Source organism: Paraburkholderia sp. RL17-368-BIF-A (assembly GCF_046054045.1).
Taxonomy (GTDB): domain Bacteria; phylum Pseudomonadota; class Gammaproteobacteria; order Burkholderiales; family Burkholderiaceae; genus Paraburkholderia; species Paraburkholderia graminis.
Genome location: NZ_JARESN010000003.1, coordinates 265,165 through 279,413, shown reverse-complemented (window position 1 = coordinate 279,413; position 14,249 = coordinate 265,165). Strand labels below are relative to the sequence as shown.

Annotated in this window: 14 protein-coding genes; 7 read left to right on the top strand and 7 right to left on the bottom strand. The window is 59.1% G+C overall.

The window, feature by feature from the left end; translation table 11 throughout:
• Window positions 1-31: 31 nt before the first annotated feature.
• Window positions 32-1,108 (top strand): substrate-binding domain-containing protein, encoded by a 1,077-nt coding sequence (locus tag P0D87_RS07210; protein ID WP_082366995.1) that lies wholly within the window; start codon window positions 32-34, stop codon window positions 1,106-1,108.
• Window positions 1,109-1,268: 160 nt separating this feature from the next.
• On the opposite strand, the gene P0D87_RS07205 is transcribed toward P0D87_RS07210, so the two are convergent.
• The 5 genes from P0D87_RS07205 to P0D87_RS07185 form a co-directional block, all read right to left on the bottom strand.
• A complete protein-coding gene (locus P0D87_RS07205) occupies window positions 1,269-1,529 on the bottom strand; it encodes a hypothetical protein (RefSeq protein WP_006052649.1) in 261 nt (86 codons plus the stop codon).
• Window positions 1,530-1,704: 175 nt separating this feature from the next.
• A complete protein-coding gene (locus P0D87_RS07200) occupies window positions 1,705-3,243 on the bottom strand; it encodes an efflux transporter outer membrane subunit (RefSeq protein WP_029970785.1) in 1,539 nt (512 codons plus the stop codon).
• Window positions 3,240-4,316 carry an HlyD family secretion protein gene (locus tag P0D87_RS07195; RefSeq protein WP_053858306.1) on the bottom strand — a complete coding sequence of 359 codons (1,077 nt, stop codon included), beginning with the start codon at window positions 4,314-4,316 and terminating at the stop codon, window positions 3,240-3,242. Before P0D87_RS07195 ends, P0D87_RS07200 begins: the two co-directional genes overlap by 4 nt.
• A gap of 12 nt (window positions 4,317-4,328) precedes the next feature.
• A complete protein-coding gene (locus tag P0D87_RS07190) occupies window positions 4,329-5,801 on the bottom strand; it encodes an MFS transporter (protein WP_029970787.1) in 1,473 nt (490 codons plus the stop codon).
• A gap of 355 nt (window positions 5,802-6,156) precedes the next feature.
• Window positions 6,157-6,843, bottom strand: a complete 687-nt coding sequence (locus P0D87_RS07185; RefSeq protein WP_053858305.1) for an antibiotic biosynthesis monooxygenase family protein — start codon at window positions 6,841-6,843, stop codon at window positions 6,157-6,159.
• Between the two features lie 14 nt (window positions 6,844-6,857).
• Here P0D87_RS07185 and P0D87_RS07180 point away from each other — a divergent pair, with 14 nt between their 5' ends.
• Both P0D87_RS07180 and P0D87_RS07175 read left to right on the top strand, forming a co-directional pair.
• Window positions 6,858-7,058: a hypothetical protein gene (locus P0D87_RS07180; RefSeq protein WP_029970788.1), complete on the top strand. Its 201-nt coding sequence runs from the start codon at window positions 6,858-6,860 to the stop codon at window positions 7,056-7,058.
• A 135-nt stretch (window positions 7,059-7,193) separates the two neighbouring features.
• A complete protein-coding gene (locus P0D87_RS07175) occupies window positions 7,194-8,114 on the top strand; it encodes a LysR family transcriptional regulator (protein ID WP_044021990.1) in 921 nt (306 codons plus the stop codon).
• On the opposite strand, the gene mug is transcribed toward P0D87_RS07175, so the two are convergent.
• A complete protein-coding gene (gene mug / locus P0D87_RS07170) occupies window positions 8,087-8,617 on the bottom strand; it encodes a G/U mismatch-specific DNA glycosylase (RefSeq protein WP_408636771.1) in 531 nt (176 codons plus the stop codon). The two genes, P0D87_RS07175 and mug, sit on opposite strands and share 28 nt — an antisense overlap.
• Window positions 8,614-9,639 carry a GlxA family transcriptional regulator gene (locus P0D87_RS07165; RefSeq protein WP_053858304.1) on the bottom strand — a complete coding sequence of 342 codons (1,026 nt, stop codon included), beginning with the start codon at window positions 9,637-9,639 and terminating at the stop codon, window positions 8,614-8,616. Before P0D87_RS07165 ends, mug begins: the two co-directional genes overlap by 4 nt.
• Window positions 9,640-9,987: 348 nt before the next feature.
• Here P0D87_RS07165 and P0D87_RS07160 point away from each other — a divergent pair, with 348 nt between their 5' ends.
• The 4 genes from P0D87_RS07160 to P0D87_RS07145 all read left to right on the top strand — a co-directional run bounded on the left by P0D87_RS07160 (window position 9,988) and on the right by P0D87_RS07145 (window position 14,095).
• Window positions 9,988-10,653: a DJ-1/PfpI family protein gene (locus tag P0D87_RS07160; RefSeq protein ID WP_053858303.1), complete on the top strand. Its 666-nt coding sequence runs from the start codon at window positions 9,988-9,990 to the stop codon at window positions 10,651-10,653.
• Window positions 10,654-10,851: 198 nt separating this feature from the next.
• Entirely contained in the window at window positions 10,852-12,717 is a 1,866-nt protein-coding gene (gene ilvB, locus P0D87_RS07155) for a biosynthetic-type acetolactate synthase large subunit (RefSeq protein WP_408636770.1), read from the top strand.
• A gap of 20 nt (window positions 12,718-12,737) precedes the next feature.
• Window positions 12,738-13,070: an ArsR/SmtB family transcription factor gene (locus P0D87_RS07150; protein ID WP_408636778.1), complete on the top strand. Its 333-nt coding sequence runs from the start codon at window positions 12,738-12,740 to the stop codon at window positions 13,068-13,070.
• 83 nt (window positions 13,071-13,153) lie between these two features.
• Entirely contained in the window at window positions 13,154-14,095 is a 942-nt protein-coding gene (locus tag P0D87_RS07145; protein WP_053858300.1) for an aldo/keto reductase, read from the top strand.
• The last annotated feature ends 154 nt before the right edge of the window (window positions 14,096-14,249 follow it).

Here is a 14,249-nt window from a genome sequence, read left to right as displayed (position 1 = left end):
ACTACGTTAACCGGTTTGCAGGAGACCTCCGATGAAATCGATTTTTAGTCACACGTTGCGCGCGCGACGCATGGCTGTTGCATTGACGTTGTTCTCCGCGGCGGCGATGCTGGGCGTTGGTCAGCCGACGCACGCCGCGCCGCTCAAGGGCGCACCTGCACCGTTCGACAAGGGCGGCGTGAAGATTGCGTTGGTCAACTATCTTTCGGAGGGCGATTTCTTCCAGGCCTATGAGGCCGGCGCGCAGAAGCAGGCCAAGGCGCTAGGGATCGATCTGCGCATTTACGAGGGGCGGCAGGATGCTGCCGAACAACGCGAGCAGATTCAGCAGGCGATCAGCCTTGGCGTCTCGGCGATCATCGTAAATCATGGCTTGCCGGAATCGCTTAAGGACGTGGTGCAGCGAGCGTTGGATAAAGGCATCAAGGTGATTGCATTCGACGTCGACCTGAACAACCCGAAGGTGCCGCAGATCGAGCAGAGCGATCATGACCTTGCGACGCTGCTGTTGAATCAGGCCGTCAAGGATAACGGCGACGCGTTCTCCGCCGGCTATGTCTATGTGGCGGGCTTTGCGCCGCTGGACCGGCGCGATGCCGTGTGGCGCGAGTTCAAGAGTGCGCATCCACAGGTGCAGGAGAAGGCGCGCTTTGGGACCGTGAACAATCCGATTGCGCAATCGGTCGCGAACCAGGCCGCGGCGGCGTACCGTGCGCATCCTGACATTCGTGTGGTCTTTGCGCCTTACGATGAATTTGCACGCGGCGCGAAGCTGGCAGCGGATGAAGCGAAACTAGGATCAAAGGTTCGCATTTACAGTGCCGATATCTCGACTGCGGACATAGAGGCGATTCGCGCGCCTAATAGTGCGTGGGTAGCGACCGCTGCGACTAATCCCGCGGTGGTTGGCGCTGTTTCTGTGCGGGCCGCGGCTTTGGCAGTGGCGGGTGAGGGGCTTGCGCATCATATCGTGGTCAAGCCTACGCTTATTACGCGTGACGATCTCGTGAAGAACGACATCAAGACTGTCACGGAGCTGGGGGCCAGGTTTCCGGCGTTCAGGTCTAGCGATGCGGCGAGTGCTGCCTGGATTCCTGTGGCGGAATGAAGATAACGCTATTTTCTTTGTCTTGATGAGGGGGCGCCAGTGCAGAAGCTTGCCGGGGCCCGCTATGACAGCCGGGCGGCCCTCATACAGATTTCGATCCGTTGCTGAGCCGAGGAACTGCCTGTCGTTCATCGGCGGCACGCGTCCCAGCCCGGCCCGGCTAACTGCCCTGATAGATGTCGCAAGACAAGCCCACGACACAAGCGCCGCCATTCCTCGCGCGTCCGCTTGCGGTCGATCCGCTGTACTGCGGTCCGCGGGAGTCGTTGCCGCTCATGGAGCCGGACGACTGCGCCATCGGCGGCTGAGACAGCGTTGAGTTCGCCCCCTGACTGGTATTGCCGGCCGGCTGCGAAAATGCAACGCCCGATCCGGCAAAGAGCGCCGTTGCGACGAGTACTGAAGCAAGAGAGACTTTCATTTTCCACCTCGATTAAAAAAACGGTTCTGATTAGTCGATCACGATGACCAATAGAATCGCGCAGATTGAACTGCTGATTTCAAGTGCCCCATTGGTTCCCCGTTAGTGCCACATCAGTGCCGCAATTCGCTATTGCGTGTCGATTGTTAGAAGGAGAGCATTGGCAGGCAGGAAGTTACTGCCTGGCATCCTGTTGCGCATACGTCGACTCCCAACCGCCGCCGAGTGCCTTGCATAACGTGATGAGATTCGTAGCCGCGTTCGCCGTGCTGCGCTCCAGATTGCTTTGCGCGTCGAGCAACTGCTTCTGCACATTGAGCACGTCGAGAAAATCGACGGCGCCCGCTTTATATCGTTGCCGCGCAATCGAAAGCGCACTCTGATTCAGACGTACGACCTGTTGCAGGCGCTCGTTGCGCCGCTGTTCGGCGTCGTAGAGAACCAGCGCATCGTCGACTTCGCGCCACGCGGCCAGCACCGTGCGCTTGTAGACGATTGCGGCTTCCTGCTGTTGCGCCTCGCGCAAATGAAGTGTTCCTTTCAGGCGGCCGCCTTCGAAGATGGGAAGCGTGATCGACGGTCCGATAACAAATTGCCCCGATGCCCAGTCCGCGAGATTCGAAAGCTGAAGGCTCTGAAATCCCGCGCTGCCGTTCAGCGATATGCGTGGATAGAAATCCGCTTTCGCCATTCCAATCGCAGCGGTGGCGGCGTGCAACTGCGCCTCGGCTCTTCTGATATCGGGCCGGCGTTGCACGACTTCCGATGCGAAGCCGATAGGCACATTGTTCGGAAGCTTCGGAACAGCGCCTCGCGCGCTCAAGGTTTGCTGTAGTTCGCCAGGCTGCATTCCGAGCAATAAGCCAATTGAGTTGATGGTCGTCTCGCAGTTGGCTTCAAGAGTCGGAATCAGGCTTTCAATCGACGCCGCCTGGGCGGCCGCATTCGCGACGTCCAGATTCGTCGTGACGCCTTCACGCACGCGCGTTTCCGTGAGCTTCGTGGCATCGCGTGCTATTTCAAGGTTCTGCTGGGCTATTTCAAGCAGAGCCTGAGTGTCGCGCAACTGCACATAGTCGCGAGCCAATTCGGCCCGCGCGGACAGGAGCACAAAGTTGCGGTCCTCATATGATGCGTTACTCACCGCCGTCGCGGCTTCGACACCGCGTCGTACGCGTCCCCAGAAATCGAGTTCCCACGATGCATCGAAGCCGAACTGATAGAGGTCATAAGCGGGCGAGCCTTTGTCGCCTGGCAATGGGGCCACGCCGGTAGGCGACGCGCCCGAGGCCGATTGGCTTTGGCTTCCTGTCGGCGTCACGCCGAGCAAAGACAGAATGCCGTTTATGCTGCCTCGCTCGCGGTTATACGATGCGGCGCCGCTCACGGTCGGGTACTCGTCGGCGCCGACAATGCGTTGCTGCGCACGGCTTTGGCGCAAGCGCGCCGACGCGGCTGCGACGTCGAGATTCGCATCGGTGAGGCGTTGCTCCAGCGAGTCCAGCGTGGGATCGTTGAGCAGCTTCCACCAGTCCGAATCAAAGCCGGCTTCGATCGCGCGGCTTGGCGCCTGTGCGGATTGCGTGCGACTGAATACATCGGGCACAGCGGTCTGCGGGCGTTCGAAATTGGGGCCCACCATACATGCACTGAGCAACATGCCAAGCAGCGTCGCGAGCACCGGTGTACGGATTGAACACAGATTCGCGTTCATTTTGGGTCTGCTCCGCTGATCGACACTTCGGCGGGCTTGCCGACATCGACTTCCGTTTCGACAGAGAGGCCCACGCTCAATGCAGATGCAGCCTGTTGCCCCGGGTCGATGCTGATTTTGACAGGCACACGCTGAACGACCTTCGTGAAGTTGCCCGTAGCATTCTCCGGCGCAATGGGCGCGAAGCTCACGCCGGTAGCAGGCGCAAGACTGTCGACGTGGCCTCGGATCACGACGCCTGGAAAGCTGTCCACCTTAATACGCACGCGTGCGCCGGGCCGCATTCTCGCGAGCTGGTTTTCCTGGAAGTTAGCCACGACGTATGCGTCCGATAGCGGAACGATGGCGACAAGCGGGGCGCCCGGCGTAACAAATGCGCCCACACGTGCGGAACGTCTGCCGATCTTGCCGTCGACCGGTGCGCGAATCTCCGTATACGACAGGTTGAGCTTTGCCTGCTGGAGCGTGGCTTCGCTATGCGCTAACGCGCCGGCCGCCTTGTCGCGCTGTGCACGCAAAACGTCGAGGTTCTGCTCGGTCGCGACAAGTACTGCCTGATTGCGCGATTGCTGCGCCAGTTGCTCGGCTAATGCGCTGGAAGAACGCTGCTGCTCTTGCGTCGTTCCGGCGCCGGCTTCCGAAAGATTGCTGTAACGCGCGGCGTTTGCTCGCGCAAACTGGATCTCGGCTTCGTCGGAGCGAAGCGTGGCTCGCGCCTGCGCGACGAGCGCGGGGTGACGCGCGATTTCGGCGTCGTAGTTAACGACCGATGCTTTCGCTGCAGCGACGTCCGCTTCGGCGCTCATCAGTGCGGCGCGGAAATCGCGGTCGTCGATGCGTGCGATCAGTTGCCCCGTCTTCACCTGCTGATTGTCCGCGACAGGTACTTCGGAAAGCTGGCCGGGGATACGCGCTGCGAGTAGCGTGAAATCGGCCGTGACATAGGCGTCGTTGGTCGACTCGCTATTGGGCGTCGCGAGCAGCCATATGCAGGCGACACCAATGGCGCAAGCTACTGACACATACGCTATGAGGCGAAGCGTTTTGTTGGAAGGGCGGGTGAGAACTGACATATCTATTGTCGTTTAGCGTGAAGATGGCGGCGTGGTGCTCCAGGGCGGATAAATGCGCGTGGGTAACACCGGAACAAGAAAAAGCAGGGCGACGGCAATGCACGCCATCACGCGATACAGATCAGCGGATGTCAGCACGATCGCCTGCTCATGAATGCGTTGCGCGAGTGCGCCGAAACCGTGATTTGCGTCGGCGCTTTGAGTCGTGATCAACGCGTTATTGCCAAGCCGGTCCACGAGCATGCTCGAGTGAAAGTGCTGGCGCGCAGTACCGAGCCCTTCAATGAGACCGGTGGCCGCCACGCCGGCGAAAACTTTCAGCGTGTTGAACATCGCGGAAGCAAGCGGGCCTTCTGTCGGCGGCAAGCCCCCGGTTACGCCCATCAGGATCGAGAGGATCACCATTGGTTGCGCGGCAATCTGCAACGACTGCAGCCAATAAAAGTTGTCGCGAATCCACTCGGAAGTCATGTAGCTTCCCAGGAAGCATGTGGTAGCCATGAGTGAAAGTCCGATCGCGATGACCCATCTGCGATCCACGCGCTGCATGTTCAGCAGCGCGGCAGTCAGAGGCAGCGCAATCAATAGCGGAATCGCGACCAGCAGCGCGAGCGGTGCGGTTTGCAGCGGCCTGTATCCGTGTACTTTCGCAAGGTATTGCGCGGGGATGACCGCGACGCCGGTCAGCAGGATCACCGCGCCCGCGAGTGTAATCAGACCGTGCGTGAAGTTTCTGCGGCGTAGTAGTTGAAGGCCGAAGAACGGCGAGGGATGAAACCACTCGTTGATGAGAAACGCGGCCAGCAACAGCGTTCCTCCACCGAGCATGACGCGGATAAAGCCGGAATTCAGCCAGTCGAGGCGGTCGCCTTGCAATAGACCAATCACGAGCATGGCGATAGCGGGAAAGCCGGTGACGAAGCCGGTCCAGTTGAATGACTTAAAACGTTCCAATTTCGAGGATTCGTCGGGCAGCCCTTGCTGGATCGCTACGCAGCTAATCAGGCCGAGCGGTACGATTTGCCAGAATGCCATTCGCCAGTCGACGTACTCGGTCCACAGAGCCGCGAGCGGCGTTGCCAGCGATGGTCCAAAGGTTGCGGTCAGCGCGTAGCCGGCAAGGCCGTATAACTTGATCTTCGGCGGAAGGTAGCGCAACGCCGCGATGATCAACATGGGAGGCAGGCATCCGCCGGCTATTCCCTGCAGCACACGCAGCGCATAAAGCGCCGGGAGGTTCGGTGCAAACGGGCAAAGAACACCGATAAGCATCGCGGCTATTACGGCGCCAAGCGTGAACCGCTTCAGCGTGAGCGTTATCGCGAACCACGGCGCGAAGACCATCGTGGCGACATTCGCGGCCTCGAAGAGGGCGGTCAGCCAGCTTCCGTCATCGTGTCCGATTGAAAGCGCACCGCGAATGTCGGTCATCGCCACTGCGGTGACCTGCTCGTTAAGTATTGCCAACAAAGACGCGAGAAGCATCCCGACGAGACCCGTCGCAAGACGAGGCGACAACTCCGCTGCCGCGGACTTAGGAGGAAGCGGGCTCTCTGTCTCGCGGACGACACTCGGTGACGACGCATCTGCTACGTCCGATGTTGCCGTTCCCGCGTTCCATGGCGTAGCGATGGTCATATGAGTGCGCGAATCGAGTAAGGTTGAATAAGGCTATGAATCGGACGTTGATTCATTCTAGGAGATCGCCTTGCTCTTCGAAGACAACAGAGCTGGCGCAGTTGGCCATTTCGTTCGCAAATCAGGCCACGGCTCGGCCTGGCACAATGACAATGTGCGTCCATCGCAATAGTCTTTTGTTTCCCGGACGCTGCTTTACTGTCTATGCGGAAGGTTGCACGTCCGCAAAGTACTGAGGCGCTTCGCGACGATCGAACATGCCGTACTCGCGCACCACGCGGATATGCCGCAGACGCACGTCTTCCGGCAATGCAGCCTTGCGTTCGAAAGATTCGGCGGCGGCGTGATCGCGCCAGGTCAGTAAAGTGATCACATCGCCGGGCGCCATTAGCGCGTCGAATATGTCCCACGCCACGAGGCCCGCTGCCGCTGTCGCTGTTGTTGCATCAAATCCGAGCGACCTTGCCACGGCTTCTGCGCCGGCCTCTTTGGCCCACTCGGGCGCGCGCTGCGCATCGAGCAGTGTCACCGCAGTACCCGCGCCCGCCTCGGTGACATCGAGCCGTTGCTCGAGCAGAACTTCTCCTTCGGGCACGCGTGTATCGGCAACCGTCTGGCCGATGCGCAGCCGATAGTCGGCAAACACACGATCGCGCGCCGCCTGTTGTATCTGATGATGCTTCGTCGTGGTGCGCCAGCGAACCAGCGACTTCTCGTCGCGCCAGCTCGATAGGGAAAGAAGCCATCCCTCGCGCGTCAGGCTGGCGTAGCGGGCGTTGTCGATAAAGCCGACGATCTTCTCGAGTTCGGGGCGCAGCATCTTTGCCATGCCGAGATAAAGGTCGAACTGTTCAGGTAGCGGATTGACTTCGAGCATTGCAGAAAACATAACGGACTCTTCCTTTGCTTGTCGATACGATGAGTGGCGAGTTGATTGTCCGCGACGCGTGGGAATTGCAGAAGCCGGAATGGATCGCGTATCGGGCCAATAACGTGGCGAAATTTGCCAGCGCGGCGAAAAGCGTCATCACCGTTTTCATGCGGCGAACAAGTGTTTTTCCGGATGCGCAAAAGAGTGCCTTTGATTCGCGACGAGCATCATGAAAACTCGCTTTGCAGTCACCCGGAAGAGTGAGAAGCGGGCCATTTTCAATCGAATTCAGGCCAATGCAGGATTCGGGCTATTACGGCGCCTACAATCGCGGTGTAGACGTGAGCGTTACCGCATGGGAAGCCGGAATGGACAAATTGCGCGAGATGGAAGTCTTTGTTGCCATCGTGGATCGTGGGAGCTTCACGAGCGCGTCGGAGAAACTCGGCATGTCGACGCCCGCGGTTTCTCGCGCGCTCAATTCACTCGAAGCCCGTCTCGGCACGCAACTGCTCGCGCGAACCACGCGGACAATACGGCCGACCGACGCAGGTCTCGGCTATCTCGACGCTTGCCGCAAAGTGCTGGACGCGATCACCGAGGCCGACGCCAATGTTGCCGCCGATCATCTGAATCCCGTTGGCACACTGACTGTTTCCGCGCCGGTGATGTTTGGTCAGCGCTTTATCGCGCCGCTCATCAATGCGTTTGCGCTGCGCTATCCGGAAGTCACCGTCAACGCCATCTATGTCGACCGCACCACGCGGCTACTGGAAGAAGGCGTGGATATCGCCGTTCGCATCGGCCATCTTGGAGATTCGTCGATATTCGCTATTCCGTTGGGGTTTGTGCGGCGTCGGACCTACGCCGCGCCTGCGTATCTCGCGGCGCATGGCGAGCCGCGTCATCCAAAAGATCTCGCCGATCATCAATGTGTGTCGTTCACGGGCGTCTCTCATCCGCTGGAGTGGGTGTTCGATGGCAACGGTACGAGAATGCCGGTTCGAATCCAGCCGCGAATGATCGTCGACCTGACTGCGGCTGCCGTTCTGGCGGCACTCGATTGCGTGGGACTAACGCAATTGTTGTCCTATCAGGCGGCCCAAGAGGTACAGGACGGCAAACTCAAGCCTATTCTCACGGCATTCGAACCGGAGCCCACGCCAGTGAGTCTCTTGCATATCGAACGGCGAGGCGCGAGCGGGAAGGTCCGCGCTTTTGTCGACTTCGTGACCGAGAGCCTGCGCAGCAATCCGCATCTTCAATCCGAAGACGCAACGGCGACGTAAAGTTCGCGGTAAGCACGCACGAGTAATTCGAGGCTATAGGCACGATTCAGGCCACTCGGATTTGGCAGCACCCACGCACGCGCACCACCGAAAGGTTCTTGCTGAAGTCCCCATTGAATATCGCGTTTGCCGGACATAGCGGATAGCGCCATCTTCCCGAGAAAGGCAATGTAGCGTGGCGCATAGCGTTTGATCTTTTGCTCGAATGCAGACGCGGCTGCTTCGATTTCCGCTCGCGATAGCTGGTCGGCGCGTGCGGTTGGCCGCGACACTGCTGTCGTGAGACCGCATCCATACTGAACGAAGCTGCGGTCGTCTTCAGGCCGAATCTGTTGCGGAGAAAAACCCGCGAGATGAACGGCACGCCAGAACCGGTTGTTTCTGCCCTCGAAATGATGGCCGGTTACAGCGGCACGCACGCCAGGATTGATACCGCAAAAGACCAGCGACAAACCCGGCTCGAGAACATCCGGAAGAGAAGGGGCCAACTCTTCAGGAATCACAACTGCGGCGAAAGCTGAGATGCGGCGTGCTGATCGGCGCCGCTATAGGTCCGCGGCGGTGCGCTTACTGTGCCGCGAAATCTTTGGCGGTATTGTTTCGGCGTAACGTTCAGTCTTCGGGTGAACGTGGTCCGCATTTGCGTGGCGCTGTGAAAGCCGCATTGAAACGCGACGGTTTTCAACGGAGCGTCCGAGTCTTCAAGCAGTTTCCTCGCAGTGTCCACGCGAACCTGCTCGACGAACGCCGACGGTGTCACCTTTGCATACTTGGCAAAGAGCCGCGAGAAGGTGCGCCGGCTTACCGAAACAGCGCCTGCCAGTTGTTCGATCGACAATGCGTCGGTGATATGTTCGGTGACATAGCGGTGCACCTTGCCGATGATCGGGTTTTCCTCCTTGCCTGCACCAATGTAGGGGCTGTACTGCGACTGGCCGCCTTCTCGCTGGATATAGACAACCAGACGTTTGGCAACGCGTACCGCCATCTCGTGTCCCCAGTCTTCCGCCACTAACGACAAACACAGGTCGATGCCCGCCGTCACACCGGCAGAGGTGAAAAGACGACCGTCACGAATGAAGATCCTGTCGGGCTGTACTCGAGCAAGAGGGAAGTTGTCCGCGAGGCGCCTTGCATCGGCCCAATGGGTCGTTACCTGCTTGCCGTCGATCAAGCCAGCATGTCCAAGCACGAATGCACCGTTGCAAACGGAGCCGAAGCGCGCCGCTCCGCGTGCCTGGTTTTGCAGCCAGGTCAGCAATTCGTTCGGTGGATTGCAGTCAGGCAAGCGGGGCCCGCCTGCCACCAGTACGAGGTCGAACTGAGTGACGGAGTCCGCATAGCCATAAGGAACGGCAAGCTGCATGCCGTTTGAACACGTGACCGTGCCGGCTGTGCTACCGACGAGCGACACTTCATATCGCTGATGCTCGGGAAGGTTTGCATTCGCTTCAGCGAATACATCGAGTGGGCCTGCTACATCCAGTGCTTGCGCACCTTCGAATATGACAATGGCGACTTTCATGCCGTGACCTTCATCGAGTAAGAGCACGCTCGCCTTGACGGTGCAGACCGACGTGTTTTCGTGGGAATTCCATGCATTGCGATAAGCCGCGGCAACGAGCGAGCGCCTAGCTTACCCCAATGATGGCGTGGCCCGCCCGTCACAAGTGGTAAATGACTTTTGCGCTGGCGTAAAGAGAGAAGCGCCTCGCCTGCGCGTCGGAATGCCTCTTTTTGCAGGCTGGCGCAAATCCCGCATCGAATGGCCTGACATCGCGCGATCTACGCAGTCGCACATGGGCCGCATTGATTAGACTTCGTTTGAAGAATCGTTCGTTCTGGGCTGGGTACACTCGCGGAGAAATGGCGCATGCGTGTCGCAATGATGCTGTATGCAGGCTTTCAACTGCTCGAGGTGAGCGGGCCGATGGATGTATTCGAGGAAGCAAACCGCGTATGCGGTGAACGGTTCTATGTACAGCATGTCATTGGTCCGACGCTCGGGCCGGTCATGTGCTCGAACGGGACCGCGGTACGGACGACCGAATCGCTGTGCGATTTACGGACATCGTTTGATATCGTCATCGTGCCCGGCTCTCCGGCGGTTGGCTCGGCGCGTGAGCATCGGGAACTGGTGAGCTGGCTCGGCGGCGTGGATCGTACGGCGACAAAGATCGCGTGCATATCCAACGGTGCGTTTCTGCTGGCGCGTGCCGGTATCGCCGATCATCGCTCATTGACTATTCGCGAGTGCGACGCACATCGTCTCGCGAGGGACTTTCCATTGGTGCACGTCGTGCCAGATGCGGGTTGGCTGAAAGACAGCAATCTCTATTCTTCTGACGGCGTGAGCGCCGGTGTTGGCCTCGCGATGGCTCTGGTCGAAGAAGATCTGGGCGCAGATGTGGCGCATTGCATTGCGGAGACATTGCTGGTTCACACGTTCGACGAAGACCGCGTCAAAGACCGCGTGGCCCGAAAGCGAACTCTTTTGGCCTGTGAGTCCAATGCATCGCCGCGCAGCGGGTCCCGATAGTTGGCAGAATCAATTCATCCTCGCAATTCTTCCAGATGCACACCAAGCAAGTGCTAAATGGACTGCACCGGTATGGAGATCCCGCCGCAGTAATGGTCCATGAACTGGCGCCGAACATACGCTGTTCTCGAATTGAACGGGATATTCCCCAATCGCGGCCGCTGATGCCCTCAGCGCCGGTTTCCATACGAGTCAGCCGTGACCCAGAATCCACAAATAGCTTCGCAAGTTTGTCCAGACCCGACACATGAAGGCGAACTGATGTCGGGCGCCGACATCATTCTGCGTGTACTCGCGGAACAGGGCGTCGACACGCTATTCGGCTATAGCGGCGGCGCGATCCTGCCGACTTACGACGCGGTGTTTCGATTCAATGAAGCGTGCGCGTCGCATCCCGAGCGCCAAATCAGATTCATCGTGCCGGCCAATGAACAGGCGGCCGGCTTCATGGCCGCCGGCTACGCGCGAGCGAGCGGAAAAGTGGGCGTATTCATGGTGACGTCCGGACCTGGCGCGACGAACGCCGTGACACCCATTGCGGACTGCAATGGCGATTCGATTCCTGTTGTACTGATATGCGGGCAAGTGCCGCGCGCCGCGATCGGCAGCGATGCTTTTCAGGAAGCGCCGGTCTTCAACATCATGTCGGCCTGCGCCAAACAGGTGTTCCTGGTGACCGACGCAACGAAACTCGAGCAGACCCTGCGAAGCGCATTCGAGATTGCGCGCACCGGACGTCCCGGTCCCGTTGTCGTCGACGTGCCAAAGGACATTCAGAACTGGATGGGCGTTTATCAGGGCAAAGGCACGTTGCAGTTTCGCGGCTATTCCGATCGCCTGCGCATGGTCGCGAAAGGCAGCGATCTCGGCGAGGACAAACGCGCGCGTTTCTTCGATCTTCTGCGGCAGAGCGAACGACCGCTGCTGTACGTCGGCGGCGGTGTCATCGCAGCGGGCGCAACGGCCGAATTGCGCGCGTTCTCGGAGCGTTACAGGATCCCGGTAGTGACGACGCTAATGGGTCTCGGCGCCATACCGGCAAAGCACGCGTTGTCGCTTGGCATGCTCGGCATGCACGGCTCCGCGTGCGCGAATTATGCGGTCGAAGATTGCGACTTTCTGATTGCCGTGGGTTCCCGATTCGACGATCGCGTCGCCGGTGGCCGCCCGGATGCATTTGCCGCCGGCGCACGTTACGTCGCGCATATCGACATCGACGAGGCTGAGATCAACAAAGTGAAGCGCACGCACTGGAGCCACGTGGGCGATGCGAAGCAGGCGTTGCGTTCGTTGATGGAGCACGGTGCAGGTGTGCAATCGCCTGCCGGATGGCTCGAACGAGTGGTGGAACTCAAGCAGCGCCACGGCATGAACTACGACAGGCGCAGTCCGCTGATTCAGCCGCAATTCGTCGTCGAGAAACTCAGCGAAATTACTCAGGGGAGAGCCATTATCAGTACGGGCGTCGGCCAGCATCAAATGTGGACGGCGCAATTCTTCGAGTTCATCGAGCCTCGCAGCTTTCTGACGTCAGGCAGCATGGGAACCATGGGCTTCGGATTGCCCGCGGCTATTGGCGCACAACTGGCGCGGCCGGATGCGCTGGTAATCGACATCGACGGTGACGGCAGTATCCGGATGAATGCGGGCGAACTGGAAACAGCGAGCACGTATGGCGTCCCCGTCAAGGTGTTGCTGCTCAACAATCGCGGTGACGGCATGATCCGACAGTGGCAGCGTCTCTTTTACGAGGGGCGGACGTTTGTCAGCGACAAGTCGCTTCATCAGAAGGACTTTGTGATGGCGGCGCGCGCCGACGGATTCAAGTTTGCCTGCCGCGTCGAAGCGATAAGCGAACTCGAAGACAAACTGAAGTCATTCGTGAAGTTCGAAGGACCCGCCTTTCTCGAAGTGATGATCGATGAGAACGCCGATGTGTTCCCGATGGTAGGGCCAGGCCAAAGCTACTCGGAGATGATCACGGGGCCTTTCATCCCTTCGCGTCGCACGCCGGAAGCTGGACATCAGGGCGCAGTGCGTTTGAACGCTGCGGACATGTTCTGACCATGCCTTCTTCTATCGCCATGATCGACATCGACCGGATTTATAAAGCCCTTGCGAATCCCTTTCGGCGGGACATTCTCGAATGGTTGAAGACGCCTGCCAAAGTATTCGAACAGGGCCATTTCGATTTCAGTCATGGCGTACCGCCGAATCTGATTCATGCGCAAAGCGGTCTATCGCAGTCGACCGTCTCGGCCCACATCGCAACACTCGTCGCGGCCCGGCTTCTTGTTGCGACGCGGGCAGGGCAGTGGACTTTCCTGTCGCGCAATGAAGAAGTGATCCTCGCGTTTGCCACGCAGATGAGTGACAACTTGTCAGCATCGCGCCCGCGTAGAGCTTCGTCGAAATAGTCAGGCATGCCGCGCAAATCATCCTATGCTGAAAGTCCGGCAGCCGCCGGAAGACATTTGCACAAACTCCTGGAGGTGTCGTCATGAATGAGCCTTCCGATTTCCAGCTCAAAAGAATAGCGCTTAGTCACGGCGGCGGCCGCGTGCCCGCAGTCGGATTTGGCACGTTGATTGCCGATGCCGCCGTCACGACAAGCGCCACGACCGCTGCGCTAAAAGTTGGATATCGGCACCTTGATTGTGCCGAGCGATACCGCAATGAGCGCGAGGTGGGCGCGGCTTTACAGGCCGCGCTGTCGGCACGAGAGCTTTCGCGAGAAGACCTCTTCGTCACGACGAAACTGTGGAATTCCAATCACCGGCCCGAGCGCGTCGAACCTGCGTTCAATGCGAGTCTTGACAGACTAGGACTCGATTATCTGGACCTTTACCTGATTCATACGCCGTTCGCGTTTCAACCTGGCGACGAGCAGGACCCGCGAGATGAGCATGGAGCCATTCTCTATGATCGCGGTGTGACTTTACTCGACACGTGGCGGGCCTTGGAAGATCTCGTCGACCGTAAAAGATGCCGCGCGATCGGCCTTTCCGACATTGGTCTGAATGAGCTCGAGCCGCTGTATGAAGCTGCGCGAATCAAGCCGGCGGTCGTTCAGGTCGAGGCTCATCCTTATCTTCCGGAAAGAGAACTTCTGGAGTTCTGCCAAAAGAACGACATCGTCTTTCTGGCGTTTGCGCCATTGGGGCATGGCATAAGGCCCGGACCACTCGAAGATCCGGTTGTCTTGCGGATTGCCGAGCGAGTTGGAAAGACGCCTGCGCAAGTGCTGATCGCATGGGCAGTGCAGCGCGGCACCGCTGTATTGACGACACCCAAGACTGACGCGCGTGCGCGTGAAAACTTCGACATTGCGCCGCTGCCCGATGACGCTTTCGACGCGATCAATGACATTCAGACAAGGCAGCGCTTCAATGAAGTCGTGAAGACCGGCAATCCTGGGTTTATTCCGCGATCGCAGCTTTGATGCGTTGGCCGGGGTCATGGGTTCCGCTTTCCCCGGATACGAGTCCATCCGAACGTATTACATGAACACACGAGCGCACGATGCGCCACACCGTATCGGACGATGGCACCGCGCGGTGTTCGCGGCTACCGCCCTCGAGCGCGAGCTCGTCGCA